The 18256-nt window shown below is 64.1% G+C and carries 16 protein-coding genes; 12 read left to right on the top strand and 4 right to left on the bottom strand.

Annotated elements, in window-relative coordinates; genetic code table 11:
* Positions 1 to 73: 73 nt before the first annotated feature.
* The 3 genes from ACFUOZ_RS17335 (at position 74) to proC (ending at position 3117) form a co-directional block, all read left to right on the top strand.
* Positions 74 to 1198 carry a Ppx/GppA phosphatase family protein gene (locus tag ACFUOZ_RS17335; RefSeq protein WP_377550368.1) on the top strand — a complete coding sequence of 375 codons (1125 nt, stop codon included), beginning with the start codon at positions 74 to 76 and terminating at the stop codon, positions 1196 to 1198.
* A gap of 1 nt (position 1199) precedes the next feature.
* Positions 1200 to 2033, top strand: coding sequence for a sugar phosphate isomerase/epimerase family protein (locus ACFUOZ_RS17330; protein ID WP_377550366.1), 834 nt, complete (start codon positions 1200 to 1202; stop codon positions 2031 to 2033).
* Between the two features lie 253 nt (positions 2034 to 2286).
* On the top strand, positions 2287 to 3117 hold the full coding sequence (gene proC / locus ACFUOZ_RS17325; RefSeq protein WP_377550364.1) for a pyrroline-5-carboxylate reductase: 831 nt from the start codon (positions 2287 to 2289) through the stop codon (positions 3115 to 3117).
* A gap of 68 nt (positions 3118 to 3185) precedes the next feature.
* Here the strand turns inward: proC and ACFUOZ_RS17320 are convergent, their stop codons facing one another.
* Both ACFUOZ_RS17320 and ACFUOZ_RS17315 read right to left on the bottom strand, forming a co-directional pair.
* Positions 3186 to 3824: a TrkA family potassium uptake protein gene (locus ACFUOZ_RS17320; protein ID WP_011775951.1), complete on the bottom strand. Its 639-nt coding sequence runs from the start codon at positions 3822 to 3824 to the stop codon at positions 3186 to 3188.
* Positions 3825 to 3864: 40 nt separating this feature from the next.
* A complete protein-coding gene (locus ACFUOZ_RS17315; RefSeq protein ID WP_377550362.1) occupies positions 3865 to 5298 on the bottom strand; it encodes a TrkH family potassium uptake protein in 1434 nt (477 codons plus the stop codon).
* A gap of 103 nt (positions 5299 to 5401) precedes the next feature.
* Here ACFUOZ_RS17315 and ACFUOZ_RS17310 point away from each other — a divergent pair, with 103 nt between their 5' ends.
* From ACFUOZ_RS17310 to gdhA, 3 genes are all read left to right on the top strand, one after another.
* A complete protein-coding gene (locus tag ACFUOZ_RS17310) occupies positions 5402 to 6628 on the top strand; it encodes an acetoin utilization protein AcuC (RefSeq protein ID WP_377550360.1) in 1227 nt (408 codons plus the stop codon).
* A 65-nt stretch (positions 6629 to 6693) separates the two neighbouring features.
* Complete coding sequence (locus tag ACFUOZ_RS17305; RefSeq protein WP_377550358.1) at positions 6694 to 7230, top strand: ArsR/SmtB family transcription factor; 537 nt, start codon at positions 6694 to 6696, stop codon at positions 7228 to 7230.
* Positions 7231 to 7433: 203 nt separating this feature from the next.
* Positions 7434 to 8771 (top strand): NADP-specific glutamate dehydrogenase, encoded by a 1338-nt coding sequence (gene gdhA / locus ACFUOZ_RS17300; protein WP_377550356.1) that lies wholly within the window; start codon positions 7434 to 7436, stop codon positions 8769 to 8771.
* Between the two features lie 81 nt (positions 8772 to 8852).
* Here gdhA and ACFUOZ_RS17295 read toward each other — a convergent pair whose 3' ends face one another.
* On the bottom strand, positions 8853 to 10184 hold the full coding sequence (locus tag ACFUOZ_RS17295) for an alpha-hydroxy-acid oxidizing protein (RefSeq protein ID WP_377550354.1): 1332 nt from the start codon (positions 10182 to 10184) through the stop codon (positions 8853 to 8855).
* 78 nt (positions 10185 to 10262) lie between these two features.
* Here ACFUOZ_RS17295 and ACFUOZ_RS17290 point away from each other — a divergent pair, with 78 nt between their 5' ends.
* Positions 10263 to 10958, top strand: a complete 696-nt coding sequence (locus ACFUOZ_RS17290; RefSeq protein ID WP_377550352.1) for a FadR/GntR family transcriptional regulator — start codon at positions 10263 to 10265, stop codon at positions 10956 to 10958.
* Positions 10959 to 11026: 68 nt separating this feature from the next.
* On the opposite strand, the gene ACFUOZ_RS17285 is transcribed toward ACFUOZ_RS17290, so the two are convergent.
* On the bottom strand, positions 11027 to 12055 hold the full coding sequence (locus ACFUOZ_RS17285; protein ID WP_377550350.1) for a LacI family DNA-binding transcriptional regulator: 1029 nt from the start codon (positions 12053 to 12055) through the stop codon (positions 11027 to 11029).
* Between the two features lie 179 nt (positions 12056 to 12234).
* Here ACFUOZ_RS17285 and ACFUOZ_RS17280 point away from each other — a divergent pair, with 179 nt between their 5' ends.
* The 5 genes from ACFUOZ_RS17280 to ACFUOZ_RS17260 are packed head-to-tail and all read left to right on the top strand — an operon-like array spanning position 12235 to position 18159.
* On the top strand, positions 12235 to 13647 hold the full coding sequence (locus ACFUOZ_RS17280) for a Gfo/Idh/MocA family protein (RefSeq protein WP_377550348.1): 1413 nt from the start codon (positions 12235 to 12237) through the stop codon (positions 13645 to 13647).
* 28 nt (positions 13648 to 13675) lie between these two features.
* Entirely contained in the window at positions 13676 to 14671 is a 996-nt protein-coding gene (locus ACFUOZ_RS17275; RefSeq protein WP_377550346.1) for an NAD-dependent epimerase/dehydratase family protein, read from the top strand.
* Entirely contained in the window at positions 14668 to 15573 is a 906-nt protein-coding gene (locus tag ACFUOZ_RS17270; protein ID WP_377550344.1) for a 5-dehydro-4-deoxyglucarate dehydratase, read from the top strand. Before ACFUOZ_RS17275 ends, ACFUOZ_RS17270 begins: the two co-directional genes overlap by 4 nt.
* Positions 15573 to 16727, top strand: coding sequence for a mandelate racemase/muconate lactonizing enzyme family protein (locus ACFUOZ_RS17265; RefSeq protein ID WP_377550342.1), 1155 nt, complete (start codon positions 15573 to 15575; stop codon positions 16725 to 16727). Before ACFUOZ_RS17270 ends, ACFUOZ_RS17265 begins: the two co-directional genes overlap by 1 nt.
* Entirely contained in the window at positions 16708 to 18159 is a 1452-nt protein-coding gene (locus tag ACFUOZ_RS17260) for an aldehyde dehydrogenase (NADP(+)) (protein WP_377550340.1), read from the top strand. The genes ACFUOZ_RS17265 and ACFUOZ_RS17260 overlap by 20 nt, the downstream gene beginning before the upstream one ends.
* Positions 18160 to 18256 lie beyond the last annotated feature (97 nt).

Here is an 18256-nt window from a genome sequence, read left to right as displayed (position 1 = left end):
AGGCTTCCATCGCGTCGGCGAAACGTCACCGTCAAGTTGCTTACCGGGCTTCGAATCGGTGAATAATGGCAGAATGCGTCTTGGCGTTCTCGACATCGGGTCCAACACCGTCCACCTGCTCCTGGTGGATGCCCACCCCGGCGCGCGCCCGGTAGCTTTCGCCTCCCACAAGCGCCCCCTCTCCCTGGTGCAATACCTCGACGGAGACGGCAATATCAATGACGCCGGCCAGCATGAGCTCATCGAATTCGTCCTGGAGGCCTGGGAGTTCGCCGCAAGTCATAAGGCAGAGGATCTCCTTGCCTTCTGTACCTCCGCCATCCGCGAAGCAACCAACGGTCCGGAGGTCCTGGCCAGGGTCAAGCACGAGACCACTGTGACCCTCCAGGAACTCACCGGCAGCGAAGAAGCATCCATGACGTTCTTCGCTGTCCGGCGTTGGTACGGCTGGGGTGCCGGCCCGATCCTGGATCTGGACATCGGAGGCGGCTCCTTCGAAATGGCGTACGGAACCGACGAACTCCCTGAGTTCGCAACCTCGGTCCCGTTGGGTGCCAGCCGTCTGACGAGGGACTGGCTCCACGATGATCCGCCCAGCGCCAAGAGCGTCAAGGAACTCCGGCGCTACATCCGCTCTACGCTGAAACCGGTGGTCCGCAACTTCCACGACCTTGGCCGCGCAAACCTTGTGGCCGGGACGTCCAAGACGTTCCGCTCACTGGCCCGTATTGCCGGCGCTGCCCCCAGTGCGGCCGGCCCCTACGTGAAGCGGGAGCTCCACGCGGCGGACCTCGGTTTGTGGGCGCAGCGTATCTCTGCCATGACAGTGGAGGACAGGCTGTACTTGCCAGGTGTTTCGGATGCCCGGGCGCGCCAGTTGCTGGCAGGCGCCCTGGTGGCTGAGGCGGCGCTTGAACTGTTCGAATTCCCCACGATGGAGATCTGTCCGTGGGCCCTCCGGGAAGGCTTGATCCTGCGGCGCCTGGATCAGCTGGTCTTCGAAGAAGCCTTGGATCCTGCACCCCATGTGGGCAAGAGGAAGAAGAAGGACAAGTCCAAGAAGAAAGCCGCCAAGGAAAGCGGCCCAACCCCCGATAGCGATGAATCCCAGCCGGATGTGAAAGAGTTTCCGGTGCCGGTAAATACCCCTGCCCCTTCCCCAATTCCAGCCCCCGCGGCAGGCGGGCTGGCCTCCTGAGATGAGCAACGACGTCGAACCTGAAGTGAATGACCGCCAGATCCCTGTGGCGCTTTCCAGCGCCTCCGTCTATCCCTTGAGCGTCCATGACGCCTTCGCCGTGGCCCAGGACCTGGGTTACGAGGGCGTTGAGGTGATGGTCACCAACAACGCCGTGAGCCAGGACCCCGCGGCCCTGATCCAGCTCAGCCACCGCTACAACCAGGAGATCGTCTCCATCCACGCTCCAACTCTGCTGCTGACCCAGCAGGTGTGGGGGACTGCGTGGAACAAGATCGAGAGGTCCTGCCAGATGGCCACTGAGGTCGGCTGCGACACCGTGGTGGTCCACCCGCCTTTCCGCTGGCAGTCCAACTACGCGGAGAACTTCGTCGAGGGTGTGCGTGAAATTGCCACCATGTACAAGGTCCGCATCGCGGTGGAGAACATGTACCCGTGGCGCGTGCGGGGACGGGAAGCGGTTGCTTACCTGCCGCACTGGGACCCGCTGGGGCAAGATTACGACGACGTCACTTGGGACTTCTCGCACGCCGCCACTGCCGGGGCCAACAGTTTGGAAGCCATCAAGGCCCTGGGCAGCAAGCTCCGCCACGTCCACCTGACCGACGGCTCCGGTTCGGGCAAGGACGAGCATCTGGTTCCCGGTACCGGAACCCAGCAGTGCGCGGATGCTTTGCAGCACCTGGCGACCTCGGGCTTTGACGGTGTGGTGGTGGCTGAGATTTCAACACGTAAGGCAAAAGTGGCGGGCGAGCGGGAGGAAATGCTGGCCGAAACATTGCGTTTTGCCCGGCAACATCTCACGGTTCCCCTGGTTCGCAGCTCAGATCAGTAACCCGAACGGCGGGTTAAAAGGGGCCGGTTAAAAGCGAAAGCACCGGCGGCCGAATCGGGAAATGGGGGAAAACCCGTCCGGCCACCGGTGCTGCTGGCGGACATCCCCATGCCCGCCTCATCACTCGCACCCTCAATGAGGTAACTACTAAGTTACGGACCAAGCATGAGTGCCGCCTGCAATAACCTTGGGAACAAGCTGTGAATCCGGAATCCATTCGACCCCGTCCGAGGTCAACTGCAATGATGGAGCCATGAGCAACCGAATCGCATTCCTTGGCTGTGGATCCATGAACGAGGCCATCATGGGAGGCCTGCTCGCCGCGGGCACGGACCCCTCGGACATTGTTGCAACGGTCCGTCGGGCGGAGCGTGCCGAAGAACTCGCGCAGCGCCACGGCGTGACGGCGATCGCCGGTGAGGAAGAGCCGGACAACAACAAGTTGGCCACCAAGGGCTCCAGCATTGTCATTCTGGGCGTTAAGCCGGTGGGCATCCTGGACCTGGCCCGGGAGATCAGGCCTGCCTTGGCGAAAGACACCATCGTGGTGAGCGTCGCGGCTGCCGTCTCAATCGCGCAACTGGAAGCGGCACTGCCGGAAGGCCAACCGGTGATCCGCACCATGCCGAACACGCCCGCCCGGCTGGGCCGCGGCGTCGTATCTGTTTCGCCGGGAACGCATTGCACCCCTGAGCAGCTTGAAAATGCCAAGCAGGCGCTGGCAGGCGCCGGAAAGGTGGTGGAGATCCCCGAAGAGCAGGTGGACGCGTTGTCCGCCATCAGCGGTTCGGGTCCTGCCTATGCGTTTTATCTCGCCGAGGCCATGGCAGCAGCCGGCGTGGAGCTTGGTTTGGACGAAGAACTGTCCGTCATGCTGGCCCGCGAGACGGTGGCGGGCGCCGGCTTCATGCTGGCCGAACCGGGCGCGGACCCGCATGCCCTTCGCGTCGGTGTCACCAGCCCCAACGGCACTACGGAACGCGCCATCGCTGCGTTCGACGACGGCGGGATCCCCAAAATCATTGCTGACGGTGCGAGGGCCGCTGCAGCCCGCGCAGCCGAAATCACCAAGCAACTCGGCTAGTTTTTGTACAGCTAACGCTCTCAAAAGGGTGTCTTAAGGGCGTTAGCTGTACAAAAACTCCAGAGGGGTCAGGGGCGGGCGGCGAAGCGCTCCAGCAGGTCCACGTGTCCGGAGACGATCAACATGTCGTGGCCGGACACTTTGGTTTCCGGCCGGGCGTAGGTGAAGTCCTCGCCAGGGGTTTTCACGCCCACAATGGTCACGCCGTACTTGGAGCGGACCTTGGACTCTTCCAGCGTGAAGCCAACGGTTTCCTTGGGCGGATACATCTTGACGATCGCGTAGTCGTCGTCGAACTCGATGAAGTCCAGCATGCGCCCGGAGACGAGGTGGGCGGCACGGACTCCTGCGTCGGCCTCAGGGTAGATGACGTGGTTGGCGCCGATCCTGGTGAGGATCTTGCCATGGGACGGGGTGATTGCTTTAACCCAGAGGTGCTGGATGCCGAGGTCCACCAGGTTCACGGTGATGAGCACGGAGGACTCAATGGAGGTACCAACGCCGACGACGGCGGAACTGAACTCCTGTGCGCCCAGCTGGCGTAGGGCATCAATGTTGGTCGCGTCGGCCTCGACGACGTGCGTCAGCACCGGAGCCCACTTCTGCACCAGCGTGCGGTCGCGCTCGATGGCCAGGACTTCACGACCCTGCTTGACCAATTGCTCGGCCGTAGCGGAGCCGAAGCGGCCCAATCCAATGACCAACACCGGAGCATTGTGTGCGGGGCGGTTGGCGGCCCCCGTGGTACTAGCCAATGATTGGCCTCTCTTCCGGGTAGTGGAACAGCTGGCTGCGCTGGCGCAGTGCCAGGCCGGCTGCAAGGGTCACGGTACCGACGCGTCCGGCGAACATCAGCGCTGTCAGGACATAAACGCCCGACGGCGGCAGCTCGGCACTGAGGTTGGTGCTGAGTCCCACGGTGGCGAAAGCGGAAATGGATTCGAAGAGCACCCGGTCCAGTGACGCTCCGCTGATGGCGAGCAGCAGGAATGCGGCTACAGACACCAGAGTGGCGCCGGCGACGATCACCGAGATGGCCACGCGCATGGTGCCCTGGGGAATCGTGCGTCCGTAAACCTTCACATCGGCGTCACCGCGGGCTTCGGCCATGATGGCCAGGAACATGACGGCGATGGTGGTCACCTTGATGCCGCCCGCTGTGGAGGCCGATCCGCCGCCGGCAAACATGAGGGCATCGGTGAGCAGCATGGTGGTGGATTCCATGTGGTTCTGGTCCACCAGGTTGAAGCCACCCGACCGCGTCATGACGGAGGCAAAGAGGGAATGCGTGATCTTGTCGCCAAGGTTCATATTGGCGATGGTCCGGACGTTGTCCCATTCCATCATGGCCCAGAGGACGGTACCGGCTGCGAGCAGGATGAAGGAGACCTGGATGGTGAGCTTGGTGTGGAGGTTCCACTTTCTCCAGTTGAGGCCGTTCTGCTGGAGGACCATCACCACCGGGAAGCCCAGGCTGCCGAGGAAGACCCCCAGCATGAGGGGCACCAGGATCCAGAGGTCGGTTTCGTAAGGAACGATGCCATCGGAGTGAGGCGTGAATCCGGCATTGTTGAAAGCGGAAATGGAGTAGAAGACGCCGTGCCATACTGCCTGCCAGAAGTCTTCGCCCAGCACAATGAAGCGCGGAATCAGTGCCAGTGCCAGGACTGCCTCAATGACCACGGAGGTCACGATGACAATCCGGAGCAGGGTACCGACTTCACCCAGGCGTCCGGCGTTGTTCATGGCTTCCTGGGCAATGAGCTTTCCGCGAACGCCCAGGCGCTTGCTGACCATGAGTGCCAGGAGCGAGGCCAGGGTCAGGGTGCCCAAACCACCAACGAAGATACCCACCAGGATGACGAGTTGGCCGAAGAACGTCCAGTGGGTTGCGGTGGAGACCACGGTCAATCCGGTGACGCATACACTCGAGACCGCGGTAAACATTGCCTCGTGCAATGGCGTCACAGTCCCGTCCGCTGCGGCCGCAGGGAGGGAAAGCAATCCAGTGAAGAACAGGATGACCACGGCGAACACGGTCAACGCCAAACGTGCCGGTGAGGTGTTGGCAATGTTGTCGATGAAGTCGCGCACACGGGTGAAGATCCAGAGACCTTCACGCTCCTGCTGGTTGGGTTGCCAGTTGGTCGGGGTGGTGGACCGCGACTGGCTCTGGGACATGGCGCTCTTCCTTGGTTGAAACAAGCTTTCCTGAGTAGTAAACCACTATTCGCGCGCGTAACCGGGGCGTTGTGCCGTTCCAGCCTCAGGTAGCCTGTTCTGGATGAACTCCACGCTTGGAACAACTGCTTCCAGCATTACGCGCTCCGCACTGCCAACGACGGTGGTGTGGGACCCAGCCATGACTGCCTACAATTTTGGTCCGGGCCATCCCATGGCACCGCAGAGGCTTGAACTGACAGCCCGCCTTGCCCAGTCTTTGGGCCTCTTCGATCACCAGCATGTGGTGGTGGAGGCACCCGGCCTGGCGACCGACGTCGAACTTTTCACCGTCCACAGCCGCGAGTATGTGGAGGCGGTCCGGCGGGTCAGCGAGGACCCATCCCGCCCCGAGGAAGACCGTGGGCTGGGAACCGAGGATGATCCAGCCTTCGCTGGGATGCATGAAGCCAGCGCCAGGCTCGCGGGCGGTTCCCTGCTGGCGGCTGACATCGTCCTGTCAGGCCGGGCCGTGCGCGCCGTCAACTTCAGTGGAGGCATGCACCACGCCGCCCGTGACCGGGCCAGTGGATTCTGCGTCTACAACGACGTCGCGATGGCTATCCAGAGGTTGCTCGACGGCGGTGTGCAGCGCGTGGTGAGCATCGACGTCGACGCCCATCACGGGGACGGAACGCAGGGCATTTTCTGGAACGATCCCAGGGTCATGACCATCAGCCTCCACGAAACCGGCCTCACCTTGTTCCCGGGGACGGGCTTTGCCAACGAAACCGGTGGTCCTGACGCGCCCGGGACCGCAGTGAATGTTGCGCTTCCCACCTTCACGGGTGACGCCGCATGGTTGCGCGCGTTCCACGCAGTGGTGCCCCAGCTGGTGGGCGCCTTCAAGCCTGAAGTGATCGTCAGCCAGCACGGTTGCGATTCGCATCGGGATGACCCCCTGACGCACCTGAACCTCAGTGTCGACGGACAGCGCGAGGCGGCCTCCGCCGTCGCCGGCCTTGCGGCCCGGTACTGCGACAACCGCTGGATCGCCACAGGCGGCGGCGGGTACGACGTCACGGGCGTGGTTCCCCGCGCCTGGAGCCATCTGATCGGCATGGTCACCCAGCGTCCCGTGGCTCTGAGCCTTCCCGTGCCCGAAGCGTGGCGGAGTTACGTCAAGGAAACGTACGGTGTGTGGGCTCCGGAAAAGATGGGCGACGACGTCGACGTCTGGTGGCGCTCCTGGGAGGTTGGCTACGATCCCGCGGACGAGGTGGACCGCACCGTGATCGCCACGCGCAAGGAGATCTTCCCTCTGTATGGACTGGACCCCTGGTTCGACTGACACCAGGAGAATGCACAAGGAAACAAGGGATGCCAAGTGGCGTATATGTCGCTAGGGTGTAAGGCATGGTGACTGACGACGTATTTGCCGTCATAGCTGAGGCAACCAGGCGCGATATCCTGGTCTCCCTCCGCTCTGGGGATAAAGCAGTAGGCGAACTGGTGGAAGAACTGGCTGCGAGCCAACCCACCATCTCCAAGCATCTGAAAGTGCTCCGCGAGGCCGACCTCGTCAGCATGCGTGCGCAGGGCCAGAAGCGCTTCTATGCGCTCAATCCCAAGCCGCTCGCCGGCGTCGCGGTCTGGCTTGAAACGTTCGACGTCGGCCCGGCGGCACCCGCCGCCGTCGCACCTGCCGCACCGTCCCCGGCTGCGCCCGCCGCCGCGGAGCCGGTCGTTGAGTCCCAAACGCTTCCCGAAGCCATCAACCAGGCCGCGAAGGTCCACGCGGGCGACACCGCCGTCGTGTTGGATCCGGCGTCGGACGACACCGTTCCGCAGCAGATCGGCCGCACGGTGGGCCGCGCGGCGACCAAGGCTGCCGACCTGTTGGCGAACCTGCCCAACCTGCCCAACCTGCCCAAGTTCGGGCGCAAGCGGTAACTCGGTTGTAACGTGACGCTTGTCACATTGTGAGCTTTTGTTAACCTTCTGTTCCTTGACTTTGCAGTGATTTTCTACCGTTGTGTTAAGTCCATCGCCGGGGTCATATTGGCTCCGGATGGAGATCCTATGTCCTTGGGTGCAAGCATGGGCGGGACTGATTCGTCCCGCCGCTGGCCGGCGCACCTAGGATAGGAAGACGCATGGATTCAAGGCTCGAAACCGTCCGCGACACTGTTTTGGCGCGGAACCCGGGGGAGAAGGAATTTCACCAGGCTGTTATCGAGGTCTTCGAAAGCCTTGGCCCGGTCCACGACCGTCATCCTGAATTCCTTGAAGGTGCCGTCCTGGAGCGATTGTGCGAGCCCGAACGCCAGATCATTTTCCGCGTTCCGTGGACCGACGACGCAGGACGCGTGCACGTGAACCGCGGCTTCCGGGTGGAATTCAACTCAGCACTCGGCCCGTACAAGGGGGGATTGCGCTTCCATCCTTCCGTGTACCTGGGGATCGTGAAGTTCCTGGGCTTCGAGCAGATCTTCAAGAACGCTCTCACGGGCATGCCCATCGGCGGCGGCAAAGGTGGATCCGACTTTGACCCGCGTGGACGCTCCGATGCCGAAATCATGCGGTTTTGCCAGTCCTTCATGACCGAGCTGTATCGCCACATCGGCGAGTACACCGACGTTCCCGCCGGTGACATTGGAGTGGGTGGCCGGGAGATCGGCTACCTGTTCGGCCAGTACAAGCGCATTACCAACCGCTATGAGTCCGGCGTCCTGACCGGCAAGGGCATTTCCTGGGGCGGCTCGCTGGTGCGCCCGGAGGCTACAGGGTATGGCACCGTGATTTTTGCACAGGAGATGCTCAAGACGCGGGGTGCCTCCTTCGACGGGCAGCGCGTGGTGGTGTCCGGCTCAGGCAATGTGGCGATCCATGCGATTGCCAAGGCCCAGTCCCTCGGCGCCACCGTGGTGGCCTGCTCCGACTCCGCAGGTTACGTCGTGGACGAGGCGGGTATCGACGTCGAACTCCTGAGCCAGATCAAGGAAGTGGAGCGTGCGCGCCTCACGGAGTATGCGGTCCGGAGGCCCGGGGCAAGCCATGTTGCCGGCGGTTCAGTGTGGGACGTCAACGGCACCGTTGCGCTGCCGTGCGCCACGCAAAACGAGCTCGACGGCGAGGCTGCCGCCAAGCTGGTCAGCAACGGACTGATTGCGGTGGCTGAGGGGGCCAACATGCCGTCCACGCAAAAGGCGGTGTCCGTGTTCCAGGAGGCCGGCATCCTGTTCGGGCCTGGTAAGGCCGCCAACGCCGGGGGCGTAGCGACGTCGGCGCTGGAAATGCAGCAGAACGCCAGCCGCGATTCGTGGTCCTTCGAGCACACGGAGCAGCGCCTCACGGAGATCATGGTGGGCATTCACGACCGTTGCGCCGCGACCGCAGAAGAATACGGTGCGCCCGGAAACTACGTGGTGGGCGCGAACATCGGTGGCTTCGTCAAGGTAGCCGACGCGATGCTCGCCCAAGGCCTCATCTAACGCCCCCGCTACCCAACTGAGTAACAGCACCTGTCGCAATGGAGGCCCAATGCGACAGGTGCTGTCACTTACATGGGGGCTTTAGCGCTGCAGGAGCCGCACGTGATCCGGGTTCAGGTCCGAAACCTTGCTGACGCCCAGGAGTGCCATGGTCCGGGTCATGTCCTTCTCCAGGATCTGGATGGTCCGGTCCACGCCCTCGCGTCCGCCGGCCATCAATCCGTAGAGGTAGGCGCGGCCGATCAGGGCAAAGTCTGCGCCCAACGCCAATGCCGCGACGATGTCCGCCCCGCTCATGATGCCCGTGTCCAGGATGACGTTGGCGTTGCTGTTGTCTGCCTTCAGCGCCGAGGTGACCTCAGGCAGCAGGTGAAAGGGGATGGGCGCGCGGTCCAGTTGGCGGCCACCATGGTTGGACAGGATGATGCCATCAGCTCCGTGGTCAACGACGCGCCGGGCGTCCTCCACGGTCTGGATGCCTTTGACCACCAGCTTGCCCTTCCAGGTTTCGCGCAGCCAGTCCAGGTCCTCATAGGTCAGGGTGGGGTCGAACATGGAGTTGATCAGGTCTGCCACGGTGCCCGTGTAACGCGAGAGCGAGGCGAACGTGAGGGGTTCGTGCGTGAGGAAGTTGAACCACCACGCCGGGCGGTAGGAAGCATCCAGGACGGTCTTCACGGTAAGCGCCGGCGGGATGGTCATGCCGTTGCGGACATCGCGGAGGCGTGCACCGGCTACGGCAGTGTCCACGGTGACCATGAGGGTGTCGTTGCCGGCCCTCGCTGCCCGTTCGATCAATTCCAGCGAACGGTCCCGGTCGGTCCACAGGTACAACTGGAACCAGTTCCGGCCGTTCGGGGCGGCCGCTGCAACGTCCTCAATAGACGCGGTGCCCATGGTGGAGAGCGTGTATGGGATTCCGGCGGCTTCAGCGGCCTGCGAGCCCGCGTATTCGCCCTCGGACTGCATCATCCGGGTGAAGCCGGTGGGTGCGATGCCGAACGGAAGGCGGGACTCCTTGCCCAGAATGTCGGTGCGGAGGTCGATCCTGGACACGTCCCGAAGGATGCCCGGGCGGAATTCGATGTCCTGGAAGGCTTGGCGTGCCCTGCGCAGGGTGATCTCTTCTTCCGCGGCACCGTCGGTGTAGTCAAACGGCGCCTTCGGGGTGCGGCGTTTGGCGATGTCGCGCAGCTCCCGGATTGTGCTGGCGCGCTTGAGCCGGGCGGCCTTACTGAATTCGGGCTTCTTGAACTGCATCAGCGGCGCGAGGTCGGAAACTTTGGGAACGCGCCTCTTCAGTGCCGGGGGCCGCACGACGGCGGGTCGCGGCTGGGGCGGGCGGGTCACGTTTTCGTCGCTGCCAGCGTTGGCGGGCGCTGCCGTGATCTTGGGATCGAGGGTGTCGGTCATGCGGTTCTCCCTTGAATGCTGTGTGGTCTAACCACACTGTAATCCATGTGGTCGGACCACATCAACTAGTATTCCCATATGCGAACGCACCAACTTGTCCTGCAGTGGATCGAGAAGCAGTTGTCCGATGGAGACCTCGTCCTGGGAGGGCGGCTGCCGGGGGAGCGGGTCATGGCCGAGCAGCTACAGGTATCGCGGACTTCCGTGCGCGAGGCGGTCAGGATTCTCGAAGCAATGGGTGTGGTCCGCGCCGGCGTCGGTTCGGGCAAAGACGCCGGGACCATTGTCATCGCCGAGCCCGGATCAGCGCTGGGTTCCACCCTTCGGCTGCATGTGGCCACCCGCCACCTTCCCGTGGCCGACGTCGTGGAGACCCGCGTCCTGCTGGAGTCCTGGGCCGCGGCACGTGCCACAGTGGATGCGCCGGCGCTGGGGGAGGCCGCGGAGCTGCTCGAGCAGATGGATTCAACACAGGACATCGGGGCCTTCCTGGCCCTCGATGCCCGCTTCCATGTGGCCTTGGCCGAGGCTGCGGGCAATGCGGTGGTCAGCGCCATGATGGCCTCGCTGCGCGGCGCGATCGAGAACTACGCGGGCGAGCTGACGGAAAACCTGCCTGACTGGAACGCGACTTGCGCACGGCTGAGAGGCGAACACCGTGCCATCCTCGCCGCCGTGAACAACCACGACGGCGGCAAGGCGGCCGAGCTGGTGGCAGCCCACATCCAGGGCTTCTACAAGGAGGCGGGACTGGGCTCAGCCCGCGAATCTTAGAGCAACCCGGGGTCACTTATGGCCCATGTAGGCCCTCCGAAAGGGCCATAAGTGACCCCGCGTTGCTTCTAGGCGGGTTTGAGGGCCGGGGCTGCGGTGCTCTTGCGGATTTCCATCCGCGGCGAGAACTCGTCCTGCGCCTGGCTGGGGGCTGTGTCCGACTGTTGGATTTGCTCCCGCATCCGCCGCCATGCCAGGCTCCCGAGCTCATTGATGGGCACGGCTGCTGTGGTCAGTGGCGGGGTGGTGTATTTGGCGAAGGGGATGTCGTCGAAGCCCGTCACGGAAATGTCCTCCGGAACCCGGATTCCCCGCTCGTGAAGACCGCTGAGCAACCCCATGGCCACGAGGTCGTTGAAGGCGAGGATGCCCGTGGCGCCGCTGGCAATGATGGCATCGGTGCATTCGTGGCCCGAATCAAAGTTGGAGCCGCCCGGGAGCATCTGCAGTTCGATCTCCGGGTGCTCCGTCCGGAACTGCTCCAAGCCAACCAAGCGTTGCCGGTTCGAGGCGCTGTGCTCAGGGCCGGAAAGGAAGGCCAGACGGCGGTGGCCAAGCGACACGAGGTGCTGCGCCAATTCCTGGATGCCCTGGCTGTAGTCCACGCTAAGGCTCGGGGTGTTGGTGGCCACCGTGGTGCGGTTGATGAGGACCAGCGGATGCAGGGTTGGGGCCAGTTCCTCGAGCTCGGCATCGCCCATGCGGGGTGCGCAGAGCACGACGCCGTCGCAGCGCCGCCGGGCTTCCCCGGCCAGGATCGCTTCCTCGCTGGTGACTTCCGAGGAATCCGCGATGAGGACGCGATACCCGTCCTGGGCCGCGGCGATGCTGAGTCCCCGAAGAATTGCCTGGAAGGTGGGGTTGGCCAAATCCGGGACCACGATCCCGATGGTGTCTGTCTTTCCCAGGGCCAGGCTTCGGCCAACGGGGTTGGGTTGGTACTTGAGCTCAGCCGCGGCGGCGCGCACCCGTTCGGCGATGCCGGGATCAACTGCTGCGTTACCGTTCATGACGCGTGAAACCGTTGCGTGTGAGACGCCGGCCTTCTCCGCGACGTCGGCAATCCCAACGCGCCTGTTGGTGTTCCTGCGTGCCATGTGGCCCCTTCCCTTTGTTCGTCCACCGAGTGCTCCGTCGTTGGAGTACTGGTTGACGCGACCACCAGAGTCTTGATAGAAAGCTTATAACCCTCTGAGAAAACGCTTTCTCGCATATTCTTCCACACGTATCCGGGCCGTCAAGCGGTTCACTCCTGCCTTTTGAAAGGGGCACAAACATGGTCAACGTCGACTCAGCCGAGACCCGCACCCTGTCAGCAGAAGGGGCAATCCGGACCCAGGGCACCCACCGGACCCGAATCGCCCTGATCGGAACGGGCGGCCGCTCGGAAATGTACATCCGGGCCATCTACGGACAACACTCCGATGTGGCCCAGCTGGTTGCGTTGTCCGACGTCAACCAAGGCCGCGTGGATTTTTACCGGGCGCTCATCAAGGAGCTCGGCGGAACCGATCCGGTGGCTTCCTTCGAACCGGGCGAACTCACCAACTTCATCCGGTCCAACAACATCGAGCGCGTCATCGTGACGACGCCCGACTACACCCATGCGGACTACATCGTCGAGGCGCTCGAGGCAGGTGCCGACGTCGTGGTTGAAAAGCCCCTGACCATCGACGTCGAGGGTTGCCGCCGCATCACCGAGGCCGTCGCCAAGACCGGCCGCAACGTAGTGGTCACCTTCAACTACCGCTACTCGCCGCGTAACAGCGCGCTCAAGGAAGTCATCCAGAACGGCGTGATCGGCAAAGTGACCTCCATCGACTTCAGCTGGGTGCTGGACACCGTGCACGGCGCGGACTACTTCCGCCGCTGGCACCGTGACAAGAAGAACTCCGGCGGCCTGCTCATCCACAAGGCTTCGCACCACTTCGACCTCGTCAACTGGTGGATCAATGATGTGCCGGAGCGCGTGTTCGCCTCCGGCGGCCTTCGCTTCTATGGCGACAAGAACGCCGCGGAGCGTGGCCTGGGGGCCCGCCCGGAGCGCGGCACAGTGGACGGCCTGGAACATGACCCCTTCCGCCTGGACATGCGCGAGGACGAGCGGCTGAAAGCCCTGTACTACGACAACGAAAAATTCGACGGCTACCTCCGCGACCAGGACGTGTTCACCGAAGGCATCACCATCGAGGACAACCTCGCCCTGGTGGTGGACTACCAGGGCGGGCCCACCCTGAGCTACTCGCTGAACGCCCACAGCCCCTGGGAGGGCTACCGCGTCACGGTCAACGGCACCGAGGGCCGCGCCGAACTCGAAGTGGTGGAGCGTGCCGCCGTCGAGTCGAGCACCGATAAGAAGACCGTGGTGGACCCGAGCGCCACCCCCATCGAGGAGGACGACGCCGTACGCCGGAACGGTGAACGACTGGTGGTCCAGCGCCACTGGGAAGCTGCCTACGAGGTGCCCATCATCAACGGTGAAGGGGGCCACGGCGGCGGCGACAACCTGCTGCTCTCGGACCTCTTCAACGGCCCCGGCATTGACCCGCTGGGCCGTCCGTCCGGCTATATCGACGGACTTCGCTCGGTCTCTGTCGGCATCGCAGGAAACCAATCCCTGGAGACGGAACTCCCCGTCCGGATCAGCGAACTCGGCCTCGGCGTCGATCTCGGCCGCAACCAGTCCTGACCGCTTCCCCCAAACAAGGAGACAGACCATGAGCAGGATTTTCGTCACCGGCGGTTCAGGCAGGCTCGGCCGCAGCGTCGTGGCCGGCCTCGCCGAAGCAGGCCACAAGGTCATTTCGGTTGATCGCGATGCCATCCCGGCAAGGCAGCTGCCCGCCGGCGTCGAGCAATTCAGCGCAGACCTGCTGGCGCCGGGGGAGGCGGAGCGGCTTATCCGCGAAACAGCGCCCGACGCCGTCATCCACCTCGCTGCTATAGCCGTACCTTTCAGCGCGCCCGAGGACGTCATTTTCAGCACGAACACCCGGCTCGCCTACGCGGTCATCAGTGCAGCGACCGACGCCGGCGTACCGAAGATCATCACCGCCAGCAGCCCCACCGCCCTTGGTTATGGTTCGCCGGCCGGATGGTTGCCGCCGTCGTTTCCCTTGAACGAGCAGACGCCGCCCAAGCCGTGGAACGCCTATGCGCTATCCAAGCTGATCGCCGAACAGACGGTGCAGATGTTCGCCGCGGCCCAGGGCAACAACATCCGCTACGCCGCTTTCCGCCCGTGCTTCGTGATCTCCCCGGAGGAATGGGAAGGAGCGCCCACGCAGCAAGGCCACACGGTCCGCGAACGCCTGGACGATCCCGCGCTGTCCGCCCCAGCCCTGTTCAACTACGTGGACGCCCGGGATGTTGCCGAATTCCTGGATGTGCTGCTGGAGAAGATGGACACCATTCCCAACGGCGAGGTGTTCTTCGTTGGCGCGAAGGATGCCTTGGCCACAGCGCCTTTGGCTGAACTCTTCCCGCGCTTCCTTCCCGGCAGCGCGCCCCTCACCGCGCACCTCACAGGAACCAGCCCGGCGTTTTCCATCGACAAAGCCCGCAAGCTCCTGGGCTGGGAACCGAAGCGCACCTGGCGTACGGAACTGACCCCGCCGTACACCGGCCCCGATACTGCAGTAAACCAAGCACCACTCAATGACGAGTCCCATGCCGGCCTGGTGCCGGCGGGAGCAACCAAGGAGACACCATGAATTTCGACGGCGTACTGTTCTTTCCCGTCACGCCCTTCGCCGAGGACGGCAGCGTCGATGTCGCCCTGCTGAAGGAGCACATCACCTCACGGCTTCCGTTCGGGCCGGGCGGCGTTTTCCCGGCGTGTGGCACCGGCGAATTCCATGCGCTCTCCCTCGATGAGATCCGCACCGTGGTGACTGCCGCCGTCGAGGCCGTTGCCGGAGCCGTCCCGGTGGTCTCCGGTGCCGGCGGACCGCTGGGCCATGCCCTGGCCGCTGCCAAGGTGGCCGAGGAAGCCGGCGCAGATGCCCTCCTGGTGCTCCCGCCGTACCTGGTCACGGGCCCCACGGACGGTGTGGTGGCCTACGTCGAGGCTGTCGCTGCCGCCAGCAGCCTGCCCGTCATCGTGTACCACCGGGGCACCGCCAAGTTCACCGCTGAAGCCATCACCCGCCTCACTGCAAACCCGAAGGTGGTTGGCTTTAAGGACGGAATCGGCGACGTCGGCCTGGCCCAGGAAATCGTGTCCTCCATCAACGCGAGCGGCCGCACGGACTTTGCCTTGTTCAACGGGCTGTTGACCGCCGAACTGACCCAGGGCGCCTACCGCGGACTGGGCATCCCCCTGTACTCCTCGGCAGCTTTCGCCATGGCACCGGAGATCGCCAAGGCCTACTACGACGCCTACATGTCCGGGGATGAAGAACGACGCCACGCCCTCCTCGAAGGGTTCTACGCACCACTGGTCCGCCTCCGTGACCAGACGCCGGGCTTTGGCGTCTCGCTCATCAAAGCCGGTCTCCGCCTGGCAGGCCTGCCGGTTGGGCCGGTCCGCCCGCCGTTGGTTGATCCCACGGAGGAGCAACTGCTGGAGCTCAAGGCCATCCTGGCCAAGGGCCACGAACTGGCAGAACGCTGATGCCAGCCCGCATCACGGGCCTCGCTACCCGCCTGATCACTGTTCCGCTGCTGCGCAGCTGGGGTGCGGAGGCGCCCGAAAACCATGTCATTGTGACTACTCTGACAACGGACGACGGCGGCACGGGCCACGGTTTCTCCTGGACCCCTACGATTGGTCCCCAGGCAGTCAAAGCACTCCTGGATCACGACATCGCCCCTTTCATCATTGGGCTTGAGGCCAATGCGGAGACAGTGTGGGACCAGCTCTGGAAGCGGCTCCATGAAGCCGGTGGGGGAGGCCTGACCACCATCGCGATGGCCGGCGTCGACCTCGCCCTGTGGGATTGGAAGGCGCGGCAGGCGGGAACATCGGTCACCGGGCTTTTGGGACAGCGTCAGGAGTCCGTGGAGGTGTACGGCTCCGGCGTAAACCTGCACTACACCTTGGAGCAGCTCGTGGAGCAGGCGCAGCGATGGGTGGCTGCCGGGCACAGGGCCGTGAAGATCAAGGTGGGAAAGCCCGAACTCCGGGAGGACGCCGAGCGGGTGGCCGCTGTCCGGGAAGTCATTGGTCCGGACCGGCTCCTCATGATCGACGCCAACCAGCGCTGGGACCTTGCCCACACCTTCCGTGCCTTGGAGGTGTTGGGGGAGTACGGACTGGAATGGCTGGAAGAACCCATCCGTGCCGATGACCTCTGGGCCTACCGCCGCCTGCGGAAGCACTCGCCGGTGCCCATTGCCTTGGGTGAAAACGTCCACACCGTCTACCGCTTCCGCGACTTCATTGAGGCCGAAGCCGTAGATATCATCCAGCCCAACATCGTCCGGGTGGGCGGAATAACACCGTTCCGCAGGATCGTTGAGTTGGCCCGTACCCACAGCATCCGGGTGGCCCCGCACCTGCTCCCTGAACTCTCGGGCCAGCTGGCGCTCACTTTGGCCGAGCCGGTCAGCGTCGAGGACGTGGAGGACGCCTCATTCGGGCAACTCGGAATCCTGGCCGGACCTTCCCCGGTACGGATCAGCAACACAACGGGCACCATCAGGCTCGGCTCAGCGGGCCTTGCCGGACTCGGCTTTGAGTTCGGCGGCTCCTTGCCGTTGGAACAGGCCTATGACACGTCAGCCCCTGAAAGCAAAGGAAACCGCATTGAGTACAGCAACTCTTGATCTGACCTCGCTCACCGCAGCAGCCACGGCAGCGGCGAAGGTGACCGCAGCCGCTTCCGACGTCGAACGCGCCTCCTGGTTGACCGCCGTCGCCGACGCGTTGGACGCCAACGTCACCGAGCTTGTGGCCATTGCCGACTCCGAAACGAGCCTTGGCACGGTCCGGCTGACCGGGGAAGTAGCAAGGACCAGCGGCCAGCTGAGGTTGTTCGCCCAGGTCATCACCGAGGGTGCCTACCTTGAAGCGGTCATTGACCACGCCGATCCCTCAACCACCCCGCCCAAGCCCGACCTGCGCCGCATCCTGCGTCCGATCGGCCCCGTTGCGGTGTTCTCGGCGTCGAACTTCCCGTTCGCCTTCTCTGTCGCCGGGGGCGATACCGCATCCGCGCTCGCCGTCGGATGCCCGGTGATCGTCAAAGCGCACTCCGGGCACCTGCGGCTCTCTGAGCGGACGGCGGAAATCGTCACGGAAGCCTTGTCCAGGGCCGGTGCTCCCGACGGAATCTTCGCTTTGGTCAGCGGCAGGGAGGCCGGTACCGCGTTGGTCCAGGACCCTGCCATCAAGGCCGTGGGCTTCACCGGATCCATCCCCGGCGGCCGGGCGCTGTTCGATCTCGCAGCTTCGCGGCCCGAGCCCATTCCGTTCTATGGAGAGCTGGGCAGCCTGAACCCCGTGGTCATCACGGCCGACGCATTGGCCGGACGGGGACAGCAGCTCGCCGCCGGCCTGGCGGGGTCCTTCACCATGGGCGCCGGCCAGTTCTGCACCAAGCCGGGGCTTGTGTTCATCCCGGCGGGCACGGACTTCGCCTCTCAGCTTGCCGAAGCCAGCAAGGACAAGCCGACCGCGGCCATGCTGACGGAGCGTATTGCGGAAGCCTATCCGGACGGCCTCCGGAACGTGGCGGGGCAGCCGGGTGTCGCCGTCGTCAGTGGTTCGGTGGAGCAGGACAGCCTTTCGGATGGTGCCGCGCCGGTGGTCTTTTCCACTACGGCGGCCAACGTCCTGGAACGACCGGACGAGCTGCTGGAGGAATGCTTCGGCCCCACGACGTTGCTCATCGAGTACGCCAACCAGGAGGAACTGTCTGCTGCCCTTGCGAAGGTTCCCGGAAGCCTGACGGGCACCGTCCACGCTGAGCCGGACGAGGACGTCTCGGCGCTTGTGGAGCAGCTGAGTGGCTTGGCGGGGCGCGTGTTGTTCGATGGCTGGCCCACCGGAGTGGCCGTGAACTGGGCCCAGCAGCATGGTGGACCGTACCCGGCCACGACCTCGCTGTTCACTTCGGTTGGTGCGACGGCGGTTCGTCGCTTCCAGCGTCCCGTTGCGTATCAGGACGCGCCGGAAAGTGTGCTGCACCCGGCCCTTCGCGACGCCAACCCCCTGGGCATCCCGCGTCGGGTGGACGGTATCCTGACGCTCGGCTAGCCCAAGTAGGTGACAGCAAACGTCGCATTGAGCGCTCATTGCGACACTTGCTGTCACCTAGTTGGGCCGCCACACGCGAAGGGGCGGGGCCACCGTG

Origin of the sequence: Paenarthrobacter sp. NPDC057355, from assembly GCF_042667405.1 — a bacterium.
Lineage (GTDB): Bacteria > Actinomycetota > Actinomycetes > Actinomycetales > Micrococcaceae > Arthrobacter.
This window is presented reverse-complemented; position numbering and strand designations above follow the sequence as displayed.

Excerpts from the sequence above, each read along its gene's own strand:
- ACFUOZ_RS17335 (WP_377550368.1), top strand. The coding sequence starts at position 74 with ATGCGTCTTGGCGTTCTCGACATCGGGTCCAACACCGTCCACCTGCTC.
- ACFUOZ_RS17330 (WP_377550366.1), top strand. The coding sequence starts at position 1,200 with ATGAGCAACGACGTCGAACCTGAAGTGAATGACCGCCAGATCCCTGTG.
- proC (WP_377550364.1), top strand. The coding sequence starts at position 2,287 with ATGAGCAACCGAATCGCATTCCTTGGCTGTGGATCCATGAACGAGGCC.
- ACFUOZ_RS17315 (WP_377550362.1), bottom strand. The coding sequence starts at position 5,298 with ATGTCCCAGAGCCAGTCGCGGTCCACCACCCCGACCAACTGGCAACCC.
- ACFUOZ_RS17310 (WP_377550360.1), top strand. The coding sequence starts at position 5,402 with ATGAACTCCACGCTTGGAACAACTGCTTCCAGCATTACGCGCTCCGCA.
- ACFUOZ_RS17305 (WP_377550358.1), top strand. The coding sequence starts at position 6,694 with ATGGTGACTGACGACGTATTTGCCGTCATAGCTGAGGCAACCAGGCGC.
- gdhA (WP_377550356.1), top strand. The coding sequence starts at position 7,434 with ATGGATTCAAGGCTCGAAACCGTCCGCGACACTGTTTTGGCGCGGAAC.
- ACFUOZ_RS17295 (WP_377550354.1), bottom strand. The coding sequence starts at position 10,184 with ATGACCGACACCCTCGATCCCAAGATCACGGCAGCGCCCGCCAACGCT.
- ACFUOZ_RS17290 (WP_377550352.1), top strand. The coding sequence starts at position 10,263 with ATGCGAACGCACCAACTTGTCCTGCAGTGGATCGAGAAGCAGTTGTCC.
- ACFUOZ_RS17285 (WP_377550350.1), bottom strand. The coding sequence starts at position 12,055 with ATGGCACGCAGGAACACCAACAGGCGCGTTGGGATTGCCGACGTCGCG.
- ACFUOZ_RS17280 (WP_377550348.1), top strand. The coding sequence starts at position 12,235 with ATGGTCAACGTCGACTCAGCCGAGACCCGCACCCTGTCAGCAGAAGGG.
- ACFUOZ_RS17275 (WP_377550346.1), top strand. The coding sequence starts at position 13,676 with ATGAGCAGGATTTTCGTCACCGGCGGTTCAGGCAGGCTCGGCCGCAGC.
- ACFUOZ_RS17270 (WP_377550344.1), top strand. The coding sequence starts at position 14,668 with ATGAATTTCGACGGCGTACTGTTCTTTCCCGTCACGCCCTTCGCCGAG.
- ACFUOZ_RS17265 (WP_377550342.1), top strand. The coding sequence starts at position 15,573 with ATGCCAGCCCGCATCACGGGCCTCGCTACCCGCCTGATCACTGTTCCG.